The organism is Ruegeria sp. HKCCA4008 (assembly GCF_013033125.1).
GTDB lineage: Bacteria > Pseudomonadota > Alphaproteobacteria > Rhodobacterales > Rhodobacteraceae > Ruegeria.
The window spans coordinates 772,097-787,098 of sequence record NZ_WQDM01000001.1; the positions used below are offsets into that span (position 1 = coordinate 772,097).

Sequence of the window (15,002 nt, forward strand, 5' to 3'; positions counted from 1 at the left end):
GGGCGTTAAGTCTTTCGGGTCGTTCAGTTTCCTCCAGTGTAGACCCGCGACCAGTCTTTCGCCATATCGACGATGATCCAGCCTTTGTCCGGCCCCTGATCCAGACCGTCAACCAACCGCCCAATCGGACTTTCCCGATCATAGGCCCATTCACGTTCGGCATCCGTATGGTGGATCAGAACACCCAGCCGTGGTCCGCTACCCGAGGTTGTCCAATCCAGCATGGCGAAATCGCCGTCTGAGTTTCCTCCGGCCAGAATGGGGCGTTTGCCGATCGTACGTTCGATGTTGATGGGTTTGCCTTCCTTGTCGTCGATGAAGGCAATCCCGGGGGCCTTGATGACACTCGGAACGCCATCGACATCTTCGAATGTCGAGTTTCCATATGTGCCCAGAACCTGTTCCGGCGGAATCCCATAGGCCTGTTCCGCGAAAACCCGCATGAAGTGAATACCGCCACCCGAGACAATATAGGTCTTGAACCCTTCGTCCCGAAGATAGCGCAACAGCTCGACCATGGGCTGATAGGTCATCTGGTCATAGGGCAATCCGGTGTCCGGGTGTCGGGCCTCGGCCAGCCATTCCGCGACTTGGGCCTGAAACGCCTCGACAGTCGTTCCCGAATGTGACGCGTTGACAACTTCGATCAACGCATCGTGGCCCCCTTGAAGAACCGTCGCAAGATCACCTTCGGCAGCGGCTTTCAAAACGGGTGTGGACAGGATCGAAGGATATTGTTCAGCCAGTTCAGAAAGCCGATCCATGGCAAAGATAAACTGGAAATAAACCGGCTGTTCGGCCCAGAGTGTGCCGTCATTGTCAAATACCGCGATCCGATCTGAAGGCGTCACATAGTCAGGTCCTTCCGCGTCGGTAACACTGGACACGAATCCAAGGATCGCCTCTTTTGCCGCTGTGGCGTTCCAACTGGGCAGCGGATCAGCGAGCAGGGATACGGGAACACAGGTCAGAAAGGCACCTAAAAGAACGTGTTTCATGAAGATCTCGATAACTGTTGTGTTGAAAAAAGGCCGCCCTGCGCAGGGCGGCCTACAGCGTGGGGCCGCCGGGCCTAGTTGTTGGTCGGCGTTGTCAGCTTCTCCATGACCTGATCCAGGTTGAAGCTTGCTGCTTTCTGACGTGGCGGGAACTCCTGGAACGTACTGAGGAAATTGCCAACGTATTGCTGGGCGGGCACAAGGAAATAGGCCCGGTCCAACAGCCAATCGTAATAAGTGTTGGACGTGCGGTACGCGCGTTCATACGGATCGCGGCGCAGGTTGACGATCAGCGGGATGCGCAGTTCGGTCCATGGTTCGATCCAGGCACGCAACGTGGCCCAGGCTTTCTGCTCCAGGAAGATGAGTTTCCAGTCTTCGAAACGCAGCGCCGTGAGGTCACCATCATCCGAGAAATAGAAGATTTCTTTCCGGGGGCTTGCCGCAGTCTCACCAGTCAGCAGCGGCAGAATATTGTAGCCATCAAGGTGCACCTTATAGTCGCGACCCATGCCCGATGAGCTGTAGCCGGCCTTCAGCTTTTCCTTGATGTCCGGATCGCCGGCCACGGCGAGGTAAGTGGGCAGCCAGTCCATGTGATGCACGATCTCGTTGGTGACCGATCCGGCCTCGATCTTGCCCGGCCAGCGTACCATCGACGGAACGCGCCATCCACCTTCCCAGTTGGTATTCTTTTCGCCCCAGAACGGCGTGGCAGCCGCATCCGGCCAGGTGTTCATGTGGGGACCGTTGTCAGTGGAATAGTGGACGATCGTGTTGTCGGCGATGCCAAGCTCGTCCAGCAGATCCAGCAGCTGACCTACATGCATATCGTGTTCGATCATACCGGCGGTGTATTCATCAGCGACCCGCCCCGACAACTCATTGGCCTTGGCGCGCATCTCGTCTTTGACGTGGGTGCGGAAGTGCATGCGGGTACCGTTCCACCAGACATAGAAGGGCTGACCTTGCTCATGCGCCCGCTTGATGAAGTCGATGGCCGCGGCCACGGTTTCGTCATCTACAGTTTCCATGCGCTTGCGGGTCAAGGGTCCGGTGTCTTCGATCGTGCCATCCGCTTTGGACTTGATGACGCCGCGCGGGCCATAGGCCTCGCGGAAGGTACGCCCATCCGCCAAAACGCGATCACCCGGATAGTCTTCGTTTTCCGGCTCTTCTTCGGCATTCAGGTGGTAAAGATTGCCAAAAAACTCATCAAAACCGTGGTTTGTCGGAAGATGTTCGTCTTTGTCACCTAGGTGGTTTTTGCCGAATTGACCGGTCACATAGCCGTGGTCTTTGAGAAGCCCCGGGATAGTTGGGTCTTCAACCTGCATTCCAAGATCTGCCCCAGGCAGGCCGACTTTGGAAAGACCGGTGCGGAACACGGATTGCCCCATGATGTATGACGAACGGCCGGCGGTACAGGATTGTTCACCGTAGTAATCGGTAAAGATCATGCCTTCTTTGGCAACCCTGTCGATATTGGGTGTTTGATATCCCATGAGACCCATTGTATAGGCCGAGATGTTGGATTGACCGATATCGTCACCCCATATCACAAGAATATTGGGCTTTTGATCTTGCGCCCAGGCGGGCACGGCAAGGGCGACAGTTACGGTCGCCACCGCGAACCGGCGCAGTGTTCTACGCCAATTATCTGCAATCATTCGTGGAGAAGACATGAAGTGCTCCTGATCAGTCGAGCCTTAATGACCCGGAAAATTGAAATTTAATTTAAGCCGCTAGCTCATAACTTGAAGCTGCAAGCAAGTTCTTGATTGCCCGAATAAAAACAATTTCTTGTTCGAGCAGTGAACACAGCTATTTTACGCGATGAAACGTATCGAAAACTTATCATATGATCACTTTGAAAGATACAAATGTTTGATTCTGATGACGATATGCGGATTCTGGCCAAGACCGACTGGTTTGGCACGCGCGATTCAAAGTTTCAGAGCGATCTTATGACGTGCGCAATTCAAAGAACCTTCGATTCCGGAGAAACTTTGTACCACCACGGTGACCGCGCCAACGGTATTCATGCGGTGCTCGCAGGCGCGCTTCAGATCACGGCACCTGCCGATGATGGACAGGAATTCGTATTGCATCAGGATGGATCAGGATTCTGGATCGGGGATCTTGCGCTGTTTGCCGAAGCCAAACGCCTGGTCAGCGTCGTGGCAACGCAAAAGACCCGCACCTTGTTTTTTCCCGGCTCGCGGGTGGAAAGGCTGGTTCAGAAGAACCCGGAATACATCCGTGATTTCTATGCGTTGACGCATGAAAACATGAAGACCGCTCTGCGCATCATGGCCAATCTTGCGGTTACGGGATCTGAAAAGCGCCTTGTGCTGCGTCTGCTGCATCTTGACGAAGGCGCTTTGAGTTCGGATGGATGGATTGTTGTGTCTCAGGAAGAACTTGCTGAAATGGTTGCGGTATCTCAGCCGACCTTGCATCGACATCTGCATCATCTGGCGGATCTGGGCCTTGTGGAATTGGGGTATGGCCGGCTGCGGTTGATCGACCGGCGCAAGCTGATCAGCAACTGTCAAAGTTGAAGTCTAAGGATTGAGCGGGGGCAAAGACCCGCTCTTTCGTTCTGTCGGGCTTTTCAGTGCGCCCAGGTTTAGCATGGCGGCATCCCAGTCTTCCGAGCCGTTGCCAGCCGTCGCTGAATACCGCGCCGCACCGATATTCATAAGGCTCTTCTCAAGATCCAAAGAACGCTCTGGATGCGCGCTTCGCGATTTCCAAAGATCCAATGCCTGATAAACCGCAGGCAAATCCCGTGATATTAAAGCGGATCGCAAGGCATCGACGGCATACTTCTCCGATGCCAGATATCTGCGGCGCCGTTCCGTTTTCCAGGTTGCATAGCGCGGGCACAGAAATCTTCCCAATGTCCACAATGCGAATACAACAATGACAAGGTAAAGAACTGATTTGATGATGGTTTGCGCGTCAGGCGGCTGTCGCCTGGGTGGTGCCAGTGTCAGCTTAGTCGGGGGAAGTGATGCTGTTTCGATCTGACCGGTGTCCAGATTGAACCAGTCGATGGAAACGGCCGACAACTGTGTTTCGCCACCATCTTGGGCGATGTACACGGTTTCTTCGACCCGCTGCCCGGACAAGATGCCCCGGTCTTCTGTTTCCGAAAAGCGGGGTTCCTTGGGATAGGCGTGAAGCAGTTGGCTTTGATCCTGCGGCGTCAGCGCCGGGATTGTCAGGGCCGTGGTGCCAGAGATCTGCGCGCTTATCTCGCGTGTGATGGAATCACCGGCCTGCATATCGGTCGGACCGTCCAGCTTCTGATCAAGAGAAAAACCACTTGCGATGATCAGCGGGTCGAGACCTTGAGCGCCCTCTGGAATCTCTGCGTTTAGCTGTATGGAAGGAAGCGCCACCGAAACCTGAACCGGGTCATTGGACTGCGGGTCGGCAAATGTCACGACAACCTCTTGCGCATCATACGCAACCGGCCCTGATGCCAGCGGATACAGGCGATAACTGCGTTGTACGCCGGACCACGTTTCTCCGTCTACCGTTTCGCTTATCGGGCCAGAAGCCCTCTCAGGCAGGCGAACAAGGACATTTTGTTGCTCCAATGATGGGAATACGGGCGGCTGCGGCATGAAGGTCGGAACCAGAACCTTGATGCGGACGATGGCGGGTTGGCCGACGATGACGGCCTCGTTCGGGACGTCCACCGATACCCGAGGTTGATGGGCTGAGTTTTCCTGTGCAGACACGGACAACGGCAGAAACAGGATGAAGACAGCAAGGTATCTCATTCTGTTTGCTCCTGAATTTCCAAAAGGAAACGGTTTCTCAGAAAATCCTGCATGTCGGTGTCGATCATGCTGATCCACTGGTCGGCGGACAGTGACTGTGGCCCGTCCTTGGGGGCTTGAACCGTGGTGTCACTGCCGCGTGCTGCATCGTTGTCAAACACCGTATCATCGGCACCGATGCCAGCCTCTTCCCCTGTATCAGACTGCTCACGCGTCGTTTCGACATAATCCAGGATGGCCTTGGACAGGTCGAGATTATGCTGGGCTTCGGGCCAGTCGGGACGACGTTCCAAGGCGGTCTGGAACGCCGATATGGCTGGGCGATACTCGCGGTTTCTTACGCGGGCCATACCTTCGGCAAACGCAGCTTCCGGCGTGTCCAGCGTGGAAAACACGGACGATGCCTTTTCGTATTGACCATCCCTGAGATAAGCATATCCCTTGTGATATGGATCTTCGAACATCTCGGCCGCGTCGCCAAAGCGTTTTTGGTTCATCGCGATCTGGCCTTGTTGGTCGGGGGTGAAAAACCAGTCTCGCCATCCTTCTGCCCGCGCGCCGGATGAAGGCAACGCAATCAAAGCCAGAAACGCCCAACGAATTACCCAGCCCTTGCGGAACCACAGCAGAGACAACACCGCAGCAGGCCAAGCCAGGATCCAGCCCTTGTCCTGCCAGTCCAGACGATCATCGTCATCCAGCGCAGCACTATAGGCCGATTGAATGCGGCGCATCAGTTGATTGATGTCCCGATCGTCGTCCGAAAACGTGACCACTGAGGCGTTGGGGATGTTGTCCAGCTGCGCGATACGACCACCATCCGGCAACATGGTGAGAAAGAAAATATCAGAAGAAGAGAAGCTTAGCCCCGTTACCTGAGATGGATCAAGGTCGTCCAATACAAACAGCACCGCCCCAGGGCTGTCGCTGTCTTCCAGTATGGACTGAGCCAACGCAAGCGCATCGGCTGCCGCATCGCCATCCTTCGGCATCACCGCAGGCGTCAACCCCTCAAGCAACGGACGAAGTATGTTCGCATCTTCGGTCAAAGGCGCAACCCGGTGCGGCGTTCCTGCATAGGCGATCAAAGCGGTTCGTGCGCCGGCACGTTCGGTGATCAGGTCGGAAATCTTGAACCGTGCCCGATCCAGCCGCGATGGCGCAAGATCCGAGCTTTCCATGCTGTCAGTGACTTTGAGAGCGATCACCAACGGGGCCGTGTCTGCGATCAACGGGTTGGGCGCGCGCGACCATGTCGGGCCCGAGGCCGCCAATGTGACAAGCGCCGCAATGATCAGCGCAACATCAATGGGCTGGATGCGCCTGTTTTCTTCCTTGCCCAGCAGCAAGGCCTCTGCAAGGTGCGGGGCGATCCCTGATGGCAGTTTGGTGTCTGCCATCGGTCTGGGTCTGATCCGCCACCACAAGGCAAGGATGGGGATGAGAAGTAGCAGGTAATAGCCTCGGATAAAATGAAAATCAGCCAGATCCATTGTCAGACGGCCCCCCGGTGTCGCTGTGAGAAATGGAACCAGGTCATGCTGACGATAATGACGATCAACGCGATGAGTAACGGAATATGGGCAAGGCTTTGCTTGGGGCGATAGCTTTGCGTTTCCACCATTCTGGGGTTCAGTGAGTCAATGCGTGCATAGGTCTGTTCAAGCGCCGTTACATCGTCGGCAAAGAAATATTCTCCGCCCGTGCGATCGGCTATGTCCTTCAGAGCCTGAAGGTCGACACGGTCTTCGCCTGTGGCATTCGGGTCTCCGACACCAATCGTATAGACAACCACGTTCTTTTCCGCAGCAATGGCCGAGGCATTGACGGGTGTCATGCGACTGGACGTATCGGCGCCATCGCTGAGGACAATCATCAGGCGCTGGTCAACCTCGCTGGATTCAAAAGTTCGAATGCCAAGCCCGATCGCATCGCCCAAAGCCGTGTTCGGACCCGCCATGCCAACTTGAGTTTGGTCCAGGAACCCATTCAAACTGTTCAGATCTTCCGTGAAGGGCGCTTGAATGAAGGCGCGCGTTCCAAAGATGATCAGCGCCATCCTGTCCCCATCTCTTTCAGAGATGAACTGCCTGAGAACCTCTTTGACCGCCTCCAACCGTTGCATCGGGGCACCGGATCCGGTCTGGAAGTCGCGCTGATCCATCGAGCCGGAGATATCCAGCGCCAAAACCACATCGCGGGCAGATTTTTCCATCACGATGGGGTCGCCCAGACGTTCCGGACGCGCCAGCGCCAGAACCAGAAGCATCCAGATCAAGGCGGCGCTGGCCGTTTGCAGCCGGGCCCGGGTTCGGATCATTGACCCGGATTGCGGCTCGACGCCCGCCGCCTGGGCCACGCGGCGAAAAAACGGAATGCGAATGGACGCGGTTGTTTCCCGCCGCGGCGGAGCAATGGCGTAAACCAGCAGCGGCAGCGGCAAAAGCAGAAACACCCAGGGTGCAGAGAAGGAAAACATCACGTTCCCCGATACCGTTTGTGGGACTTGACCCAATGCCGCGCAAGCTGGGTCAAGCCGCGGTTTGGCGGCAGGTCCTTGTACGGCGCGTCGATCAGTGTTTGCCCAATGTCTGATAAAAAGGAATTGTTATCAGAGGTTTGCGAAAGGAAATTCAACCAATTATCCCCGTGAATCCCTGCAACCTGCCTGCGCGGATATGCGACCAACGCGGTGCGGCGAAGAATTTCGGCAACTTTTGCCGACGTGATATCCGGGTCTGCCAGTTCGGCCAGCGCATGGCGGCGATACGCGTTCGCCCGCCTTTGCCGGACGAAAAGAACACTGACCAGTACGACAAGACCAAGCAGTATGACGGCCAGCGCCAACCACCCCCATGTCTGCGGAAACATCGAAACGGGCGCGGGTTCCGGTACCGGCTCGAGCATATTCAGCAGATCAACCAGAGATTTCCCTGTCGTGTCGATGCTCATTTCTGCCCCCTGCGATGTCCGAACAGATACAGCAACTGATCCAGGGCAGGTTCCGCGGTCGTCAATGGAACAACCGGAAAACCGTATCGACGGGACCATATGTGCAGGTGGTCCAACCTGTCTTTCATGGATTTGCGAATTTTGCCGGACAATTCGGTATCGGAGCTGTCGATTTCGATCTGATCGCGCCCGTCCGAGACCGTGAGTTTCAGATCGGGCGCCAGCCCTTTTGCTGTCTTGTCTGCTATGTTGAACACAATCAGATCGTTTGAGACCGCAATGCGGCGCAGCAGGGATTCCGATCTTTCGTCAAGCCCGTCGCAGTCGGAAAACAGGCACACCAGCCCGTTGGTTTGGGGCATGCGCGCGGCTTCCGACAACATGTCATTCAAAGTTACGGTGGGTTGCGGGTTCAAGGCGGCATGCAAGGCCGAATTGGCAGCCCCGATGGAAGACAGAAACCGCATGAGCGCCGCCGCGCGGCGCTGCGGCCTGTGCTCAGCAACGCTTGTGTCGTTGAAGACCAGACCACCGACACGATCGCCCTGACCAAGAACGCGATGCGCGGTGATTGCGGCAACTTCGGCGGCGATGACCGATTTCATGTAGACTTCGGTTCCGAAAAACATCGAAACGCGCTGATCGACCAGCAACAGGGCAGGGCGGTCTCGTTCCTCGGTATAGACCCTAACATGGGGCTCACCGGTTCGCGCCGTGACTTTCCAGTCAATTGTGCGGATGTCGTCGCCCGGTTGGTAGTTGCGCAATTCCTCGAAATTCAGGCCGCGTCCGCGCAGGCGCGATGCGTGTCTGCCATTCAGGATCGACCGGGCAGGCTGACGTGGCAAAAAGCTCAGGGCACGGGAATGCAGTTCCAGACGCAACAGGTGATCCGCATTGACGTGAATGCGGGGATCATCGGGATATGCTGAGGATCGCTGCACCCGGCCAACCCGAACCGTCAGGGCAGCGCGACGAGACGCAGGATTTCCGCGATCACGTCATCTGTCGTTTTGGCGTTCCCCTGCGCCTCGAAGCTCAGCGTGATGCGGTGACGGAACACGTCATGTGCAATGGCTCGAATATCCGCAGGGTCCACATAGTCACGCTGGTTCATCCACGCATGCGCCCGACCGCATTTGTCCAGTGCCAATGAGGCACGCGGGCTGGCACCGATTTCGATCCAGCTGGCCAGTTCTTCGCTGAGCGCCGCAGGCGTCCGGGTCGCCTGAACCAGATCGGCCATATAGCGATCCATTGCGTCCGAAACATGGATCTGCCCGATTTCCCAACGCGCTGCAAAAACGGCGTCCTGCGGGATTGTCGGTGGTGGCTCGCTTGACGCGCCTTTCCCGGCGGCAATCTCTTCGCCCCGCACCAGTCGGATCACTTCAACCTCGTCCTCGACCGGCGGATAGGTGATCTGAACATGCATCAGGAACCGGTCCATCTGCGCTTCGGGCAGGGGATAGGTGCCTTCTTGTTCAATAGGGTTCTGGGTTGCCATCACGATGAACAGCGGTTCCATCTTGTGGGTGGTCCCGGAAACCGTAACCTGGCGTTCTTCCATCGCCTCCAGCAAAGCGGCCTGCACCTTGGCCGGTGCCCTGTTGATTTCGTCAGCGAGGACGATATTGGCAAAGATCGGCCCGGGTTCGAACCGAAAGGTGCCGCCTTCGTCAGTTTGTTGAAACACCTCGGTTCCCGTCACGTCTGAAGGCAGCAGGTCAGGTGTGAACTGGATCCTGCTGAAGTCTGCATCCAAATTGCGCGCCATCGCCTTGACGGCACGTGTTTTGGCCAATCCGGGCAGACCTTCGATCAGAAGGTTTCCGTTGGCCAGCATCCCGATCAGCAGTCGGTCGATGACCTCGGTTTGCCCGATGATGGACTGGCCCATGCGGGTTTTGAGATCAAGTATCTGATTAAGTGCATTCATGGGTGGTGGTCCAATCGGTGCCAAGCTGGAAGAAACGAATTGATAACGGAACAGGGGGTAAGCCGGTCAGGAATATCCCGAAATATCGGAATGCTAACAGGCTTTGGCGGACCGATCTACCGTGAATGCCTGGCGGTGAGGTGGTGCAAATCTTTCCTCAGTTCCTGTCGTATGGGCCCAGTGTTTGGCGCGTCGCGCAAACTGTCCAGCCAGTGAGGGTGAGGCGCCTGTCCCGCGGCCCTGCTCCAGGTCAGATCCCGCAGGATTTTCTGTGCACCGACGTCAAGTGTGTCAGGAATTTCGAAATCATTTAGGGTGGCCCAGACGCCGCTCCACAAGCGCCCCACGGACCAGGGATTGTATCCGCCGCCACCCAGAACCAGAAAACGAGGCGAAAGAGGCTTCAGCGCCGCGACTGTTCGCCAATGCGCGTTGTTGGACAGGGTCAAACGCGAAAGCGGGTCTTCGGCCACGGCGTCGGCCCCGCATTGCAGGACAATGGCTTGCGGTTTGAACGCCTCGGACGCTGGCAGGATCAATTGATCCAGAATGGCGGCGAATTCGTCGTCGTTCAGATTCCTTGGAACAGGCAGGTTGAAGGCCGCGCCACCGGCGTCTTCCTCAAGTTGGCCAGTGAAAGGCCATCGCCGCGCTTCATGGACCGAGATCATCCGAACTCTGTCTGACCCGTGAAACGCAAGTTCAACCCCGTCGCAATGATGGGCGTCGATGTCGACATAGACAACGCGATCCAGGCCAGCGTTCAAAAGGGTCTGTATCGCCAGAACCGGATCGTTCAGATAACAAAACCCGTTCGCCCGGTCCGCAAGGCCATGGTGGGTGCCGCCCGCAGGGTTGAAAACGATCCCTCCATCCCGGATCAGTTCGGCGGCCAGCATGGAACCACCGGCGGCGGTTGCCGGCCGGCGGTACATTTCGGCGAAGACCGGGTTCGACAGAGTCCCCAAACCGTATTTATCCCGTGTTTCGCCCGTGACACGCTGGTCCGCTTCTGCCTTTTGCAGGGCGGCGATATAGTCCGGCGTATGAAACCTTTCCAATACACTTGGCTTTGCGCAGGGGCTGACGCGGTAGTTTTCGGGCGTCAACCAACCCAGTTCGCGACACAGATCGATGACGGTTGAAACCCGTGGGATGGCCAGCGGGTGTTTTGAACCGTAGGTCGAGTTGCGGTAGATATCCGATCCGATGAACAGGGGGCGCTTCATGACCTAGCTTGCTGCGGCCTGACTGTTATCCTCGCCCAACCTGCCATCCAATGACATCAGTATGGCGACCGGTCGAAGGGCCGGGATGTGGCTGAACACGATCAGGATGCATACGGTCAGAGGAACGCTCAGAAACGCGCCGATCAGACCCCAGACCGTTGTCCAGAAGGTCAGGGCCAGAATGACAAGAAAGGTCGACATGTTCAGGGATCGGCCAAGCATGGCCGGATCCAGGAAATTGCCGATCAGGAATTGGATCGTTCCACATCCCAGCACGATCACCAGGAAGGGAAGGATCGTTTCGAATTGAACAAGCGCGATCATGGCCGGAAAAAACACCGCTATGATCGAACCGATCGAGGGGATGAAATTCAGGGCAAAGGTCAATACGGCCCAGGTTTCCGCGTATTCCAGACCAAGCGAGCGGAAAACCGTATAGCTGATGGTTGCCGTTATCAGGCTGATCAGGGTTTTGACGCCGACATAGCGCTGCAAGCTGACCGAAATCGCATCGAGCATGGTGGAAAACTCTGCTGCGGCGACAGGATTTCCGGCGGCCAGTTGGATCTTTTTCCGAAAGGCAAGCCGTTCGGCCATCAGAAAGGCGACATAAAGGCTGATCAGGAAGAACTGGTTCAACAATGAAGTGGCGCTGCCCAGCAACACGCGTGCGACATAGGACATGTCGATACTGACCAGATTGTCACGAATGAAGGTGGTCACGTCGTTGCCGACCAGTCCCGTTACACGCTCGACCGCGCCGTCAAACTGGTTTTCATAGGTGCTGATGGATCGTGCAAACTGCGTCGCCTGACTGCCCAGCACGTACATGATCATGAACAAACCCGCCAGAACGACGGTCACACCGGCAATATTGGCCAGCCAGACCGGAGCGCGGGTCAGGGCTACGACGCGATCGCTCAGCGCGATGATCAGAACATTGACCAACAGCGCCATGGCCAGCGGGATCAGGAAGTTCGCACCGGCATAGAGGCCCAGCACGATCAGGGTCGCGATGATGCATGTATCCCGGACAACGGACAATCGAAGCTTGGGTCTAACCGTGATGTCTTTTTGATCCGGGGTCATTCGGTATCCTGTGTCCGGCACAAGCAGTGCCCATTTCCCATCCTGCGTGACCCAATCCTGCACGCGAGGTCTTGTTTATGCAATGCGTTCAGGCGTTTGTTGGCGCTCATTCTACAAATAGATTTTTACGACGGGTTCTGTGTTCTATTTCGGCAGGTTAGGGTTGCAGCATGACCACTGCCGCGAATCCCTTATTTGGCCGACCTGTTCAGGCACTTTGGCTGTCGATCCGCCGGTTCAGCAGAAAGAACGGTTTCGTCATGAGCAGCCACGTGGCCATGTCGCTGATGATGGCGCTGTTTCCCTTTGTGCTGTTCACCGTGGCGCTGGCAGGGGCGTTATCTCAAGGCTATGTCACCGATGAGTTAATTGACCTGATTTTCGGAGCGTGGCCCAAGGACGTCGCAGATCCGATCGTGGCCGAACTGCGGGCCGTTCTGGCCGGATCCGGCTCGGGTGTCATCACCTTGGGGGGGCTGCTGGCGATTTACTTTGCCTCCAACGGCGTGGCTGCCGTACGTGCAGCCATGAACCAGGCCTACCACGACGAAGACAGTTGGCCTTTCTGGAAAACCCGACTGCTTTGTCTGGTGCTGGTCATTCTGGGCGGGTCGGCCATTCTGATCATTGCCGCGGTCGAGGTGGTATTGCCGGTCTATACGAAACTGGTGGCTGAACACACGGAAGTTGCCGTGGCCAACTGGTTTTCCGTGGATCGCCTGCGCTGGACGTTCACCGTGGCGGTTCCTGCGGGCACCGTTCTTCTGGCGCATCTTGTGCTGCCGACTCGCAGGCACAGCCTGATGCAGATTTTGCCTGGCGTCTTGTTGACTTTGGTCTTGTGGGCGGCTGGTGGGTGGGCGTTTTCAATTTATATCAGCCAGTTCGCCACCTACAGCGCTACCTATGCTGGATTGGCGGGGGCCATGGCGGCATTGATTTTCCTGTATCTCTATTCGGCGATCCTGATCTTGGGCGCCGAATACAACGGTGCATTGATTGATCTGCAAAAAGCCAGCCAAGGAGATACGGCATGAGATTTGCCCTGATACTGGCCTGCCTTGCAATTGCTGGTGAAGTTCAGGCGCAGACGGCAGAGTATGTGGGTTCAGACCAGTGTACCGACTGTCATCAGCCAGAAGCCGAAGCCTGGGCCGCGTCACACCATGCGCTGGCCTGGACAAACCCCGCTGACGGCGCTGTTGTGGCGGATTTCAACGGTACCCGGTTCGATCATGACGGCATGTCCGTCCAATTCAAAAATGAGGCGGGTAGGTTCACCGCCCGCGTAACGGAAAAAGACGGTGCAACGACGGAATATGACGTACATTCCGTCGTTGGAATCGAACCCTTGCAGCAATACCTTTTCGAGACCGAACCGGGACGGTTGCAAAGTTTCGACGTTGTTTGGGACACAGAACAAAAGCGCTGGTATCACCTGTACCCTGATCAGGACCTGCCGCCCGATGACGGGTTGCATTGGACCGGCCCTTACAAAAACTGGAACGCGCGCTGCGCCGAATGTCATGCCACGGGTTTTGAGAAGAACTACGACCCTCAAACCAGAAGCTACACGTCACAGCAGGTCGAAATTGGGGTCGGGTGCGAGGCCTGCCATGGGCCGGGGTCCGCACATATCGACTGGGTCCGGGAAAAGCGTTCTTCAGATGGCCTGGCCAATGCCGGCTTTCTGTTGAGTTGGGGCAAGGGGCGGACCGAAGAAGAAATACAGCAATGCGCCGGATGTCATTCCCGGCGCGAGGCGCATGGCAACGGAAACCCGGCTCCGGGAACCCCGTATCATGATGCTTATAATCTGGCCGTGCTGCGCCCCGGTTCCTATCATCCCGACGGGCAAATTCTGGATGAGGTTTACGTCTACGGCTCGTTCCTGCAATCCCGGATGTACGCGCAGGGCGTCGGATGCATGAACTGCCACGAACCACACAGCGCAGACTTGAAAGCCGACGGAAACGGGGTTTGCACACAGTGCCATTCGCCTGCCGGAAATCCGGAATTCGTAACCCTTGCCGCAAAGGACTATGACACGCCTGCGCATCACAATCACCCGGAAGACAGCGAAGGTGCCCAGTGCAAAAGCTGCCACATGATCGAGCGGACCTACATGGGTGTTGACGGTCGACGCGATCACAGTTTTCGCATACCGCGACCGGATCTTGGGCTGGGCGTTGATGCCTGCACGGACTGCCATCAAGACCAGGATCAGGCCTGGGCCGCAAGCCAGATAGAGGGCTGGTTTCCGGGATCGCCAAATCGACGCCCGCATTATGGGACAGTTTTCAAAGCCGCGGCCGAAGGGCAGCTCGACACGCCCGAAGGTTTGCTTGCGGTCGCAATGGATGCGGCGCAGCCCGGGATCGTCAGAGCGACCGCTGCTTATCTGTTGCAACCGTTTGGGTCGCCACAGATCGCGGCTGACACAGCGCCGCTTTTGCAGGACGTTGACCCGCTGATACGAGCAAATGCAGCGGCGCTACAACGTCAGGCCAGCCTGGCAGATCAGGTGCGCAGGCTCGAGCCGTTGCTGTCTGATCCTCTGCGAAACGTGCGCATCGCCGCCGCCAAAGAGTTCCTGAGCATACCGCCGCAGGGCTTGACGGCTGAGCAGCGGGCCAAGCTTGGGCAGGGTATGTCGGAATGGCAGCAGGTCATTTCGAACAGGTTGGACGCCCCGGAAACCCATCTTGTTCTGGGGGGCATGGCTTTGACGCTTCGCAACGCGCAGGCGGCGGAACAGGCGTTCAGAGAGGTCGTGACGCTGGACCCGCAGAGGGCAGAGGCGTGGCCGATGCTGGTGCAATTGGCGCAGATCAATCGTGGCCCGGAAGCTGCGCGCGTAGTGCTGCAAGAGGCGCTGGACAGGTTGCCTGATGATCCGAACCTGCTGCAATTGTCGCAACAGTTCGGGCGTTGATCCGGCACATCCGTGCCCGAATTCTTTCATTTTGACGGCAGAATTCCTTGTTACAGCCAAGAA

Annotated in this window: 13 protein-coding genes; 3 read left to right on the top strand and 10 right to left on the bottom strand. The window is 56.9% G+C overall.

Annotation, left to right across the window (positions count from 1 at the left end; all coding sequences use genetic code 11):
- Window positions 1–23: 23 nt before the first annotated feature.
- Window positions 24–998, bottom strand: coding sequence for an HAD family phosphatase (locus GOW60_RS03855; RefSeq protein WP_171228283.1), 975 nt, complete (start codon window positions 996–998; stop codon window positions 24–26).
- A 74-nt stretch (window positions 999–1,072) separates the two neighbouring features.
- On the bottom strand, window positions 1,073–2,683 hold the full coding sequence (locus GOW60_RS03860) for an arylsulfatase (RefSeq protein WP_152458060.1): 1,611 nt from the start codon (window positions 2,681–2,683) through the stop codon (window positions 1,073–1,075).
- A 198-nt stretch (window positions 2,684–2,881) separates the two neighbouring features.
- On the opposite strand from GOW60_RS03860, the gene GOW60_RS03865 reads away from it, so the two are divergent.
- Window positions 2,882–3,562 carry a Crp/Fnr family transcriptional regulator gene (locus tag GOW60_RS03865; RefSeq protein ID WP_171168009.1) on the top strand — a complete coding sequence of 227 codons (681 nt, stop codon included), beginning with the start codon at window positions 2,882–2,884 and terminating at the stop codon, window positions 3,560–3,562.
- A 3-nt stretch (window positions 3,563–3,565) separates the two neighbouring features.
- Here GOW60_RS03865 and GOW60_RS03870 read toward each other — a convergent pair whose 3' ends face one another.
- The 8 genes from GOW60_RS03870 to GOW60_RS03905 all read right to left on the bottom strand — a co-directional run bounded on the left by GOW60_RS03870 (window position 3,566) and on the right by GOW60_RS03905 (window position 12,004).
- Window positions 3,566–4,795, bottom strand: a complete 1,230-nt coding sequence (locus GOW60_RS03870; RefSeq protein WP_171228284.1) for a BatD family protein — start codon at window positions 4,793–4,795, stop codon at window positions 3,566–3,568.
- Window positions 4,792–6,195, bottom strand: a complete 1,404-nt coding sequence (locus GOW60_RS03875; protein WP_254443823.1) for a VWA domain-containing protein — start codon at window positions 6,193–6,195, stop codon at window positions 4,792–4,794. Before GOW60_RS03875 ends, GOW60_RS03870 begins: the two co-directional genes overlap by 4 nt.
- A gap of 95 nt (window positions 6,196–6,290) precedes the next feature.
- Entirely contained in the window at window positions 6,291–7,274 is a 984-nt protein-coding gene (locus GOW60_RS03880) for a VWA domain-containing protein (protein ID WP_171228286.1), read from the bottom strand.
- Window positions 7,274–7,747 carry a DUF4381 domain-containing protein gene (locus GOW60_RS03885; protein WP_171228287.1) on the bottom strand — a complete coding sequence of 158 codons (474 nt, stop codon included), beginning with the start codon at window positions 7,745–7,747 and terminating at the stop codon, window positions 7,274–7,276. The genes GOW60_RS03880 and GOW60_RS03885 overlap by 1 nt, the downstream gene beginning before the upstream one ends.
- Window positions 7,744–8,691, bottom strand: a complete 948-nt coding sequence (locus tag GOW60_RS03890) for a DUF58 domain-containing protein (protein WP_171228288.1) — start codon at window positions 8,689–8,691, stop codon at window positions 7,744–7,746. Before GOW60_RS03890 ends, GOW60_RS03885 begins: the two co-directional genes overlap by 4 nt.
- A 17-nt stretch (window positions 8,692–8,708) precedes the next feature.
- Entirely contained in the window at window positions 8,709–9,686 is a 978-nt protein-coding gene (locus GOW60_RS03895) for a MoxR family ATPase (protein ID WP_171228289.1), read from the bottom strand.
- A gap of 116 nt (window positions 9,687–9,802) precedes the next feature.
- Complete coding sequence (locus tag GOW60_RS03900; RefSeq protein WP_171228290.1) at window positions 9,803–10,915, bottom strand: acetoin utilization protein AcuC; 1,113 nt, start codon at window positions 10,913–10,915, stop codon at window positions 9,803–9,805.
- 3 nt (window positions 10,916–10,918) lie between these two features.
- A complete protein-coding gene (locus GOW60_RS03905) occupies window positions 10,919–12,004 on the bottom strand; it encodes an AI-2E family transporter (protein ID WP_152458051.1) in 1,086 nt (361 codons plus the stop codon).
- 170 nt (window positions 12,005–12,174) lie between these two features.
- Between GOW60_RS03905 and GOW60_RS03910 the strand changes: the two genes are divergently transcribed.
- Together GOW60_RS03910 and GOW60_RS03915 are read left to right on the top strand one after the other, a co-directional pair.
- The gene (locus GOW60_RS03910; protein WP_171228291.1) at window positions 12,175–13,041 is read left to right on the top strand and encodes a YihY/virulence factor BrkB family protein; all 867 of its coding nucleotides are present in this window, start codon (window positions 12,175–12,177) and stop codon (window positions 13,039–13,041) included.
- Window positions 13,038–14,939, top strand: a complete 1,902-nt coding sequence (locus GOW60_RS03915) for a multiheme c-type cytochrome (RefSeq protein ID WP_171228292.1) — start codon at window positions 13,038–13,040, stop codon at window positions 14,937–14,939. Before GOW60_RS03910 ends, GOW60_RS03915 begins: the two co-directional genes overlap by 4 nt.
- The last annotated feature ends 63 nt before the right edge of the window (window positions 14,940–15,002 follow it).

What these genes read in the sequence shown, in the direction of transcription:
- GOW60_RS03865 (WP_171168009.1), top strand. Translation starts at nt 2,882, where the DNA reads ATGTTTGATTCTGATGACGATATGCGGATTCTGGCCAAGACCGACTGG.
- GOW60_RS03860 (WP_152458060.1), bottom strand. Translation starts at nt 2,683, where the DNA reads ATGTCTTCTCCACGAATGATTGCAGATAATTGGCGTAGAACACTGCGC.
- GOW60_RS03855 (WP_171228283.1), bottom strand. Translation starts at nt 998, where the DNA reads ATGAAACACGTTCTTTTAGGTGCCTTTCTGACCTGTGTTCCCGTATCC.
- GOW60_RS03880 (WP_171228286.1), bottom strand. Translation starts at nt 7,274, where the DNA reads ATGTTTTCCTTCTCTGCACCCTGGGTGTTTCTGCTTTTGCCGCTGCCG.
- GOW60_RS03910 (WP_171228291.1), top strand. Translation starts at nt 12,175, where the DNA reads ATGACCACTGCCGCGAATCCCTTATTTGGCCGACCTGTTCAGGCACTT.
- GOW60_RS03870 (WP_171228284.1), bottom strand. Translation starts at nt 4,795, where the DNA reads ATGAGATACCTTGCTGTCTTCATCCTGTTTCTGCCGTTGTCCGTGTCT.
- GOW60_RS03900 (WP_171228290.1), bottom strand. Translation starts at nt 10,915, where the DNA reads ATGAAGCGCCCCCTGTTCATCGGATCGGATATCTACCGCAACTCGACC.
- GOW60_RS03905 (WP_152458051.1), bottom strand. Translation starts at nt 12,004, where the DNA reads ATGACCCCGGATCAAAAAGACATCACGGTTAGACCCAAGCTTCGATTG.
- GOW60_RS03895 (WP_171228289.1), bottom strand. Translation starts at nt 9,686, where the DNA reads ATGAATGCACTTAATCAGATACTTGATCTCAAAACCCGCATGGGCCAG.
- GOW60_RS03915 (WP_171228292.1), top strand. Translation starts at nt 13,038, where the DNA reads ATGAGATTTGCCCTGATACTGGCCTGCCTTGCAATTGCTGGTGAAGTT.
- GOW60_RS03885 (WP_171228287.1), bottom strand. Translation starts at nt 7,747, where the DNA reads ATGAGCATCGACACGACAGGGAAATCTCTGGTTGATCTGCTGAATATG.
- GOW60_RS03875 (WP_254443823.1), bottom strand. Translation starts at nt 6,195, where the DNA reads ATGGCAGACACCAAACTGCCATCAGGGATCGCCCCGCACCTTGCAGAG.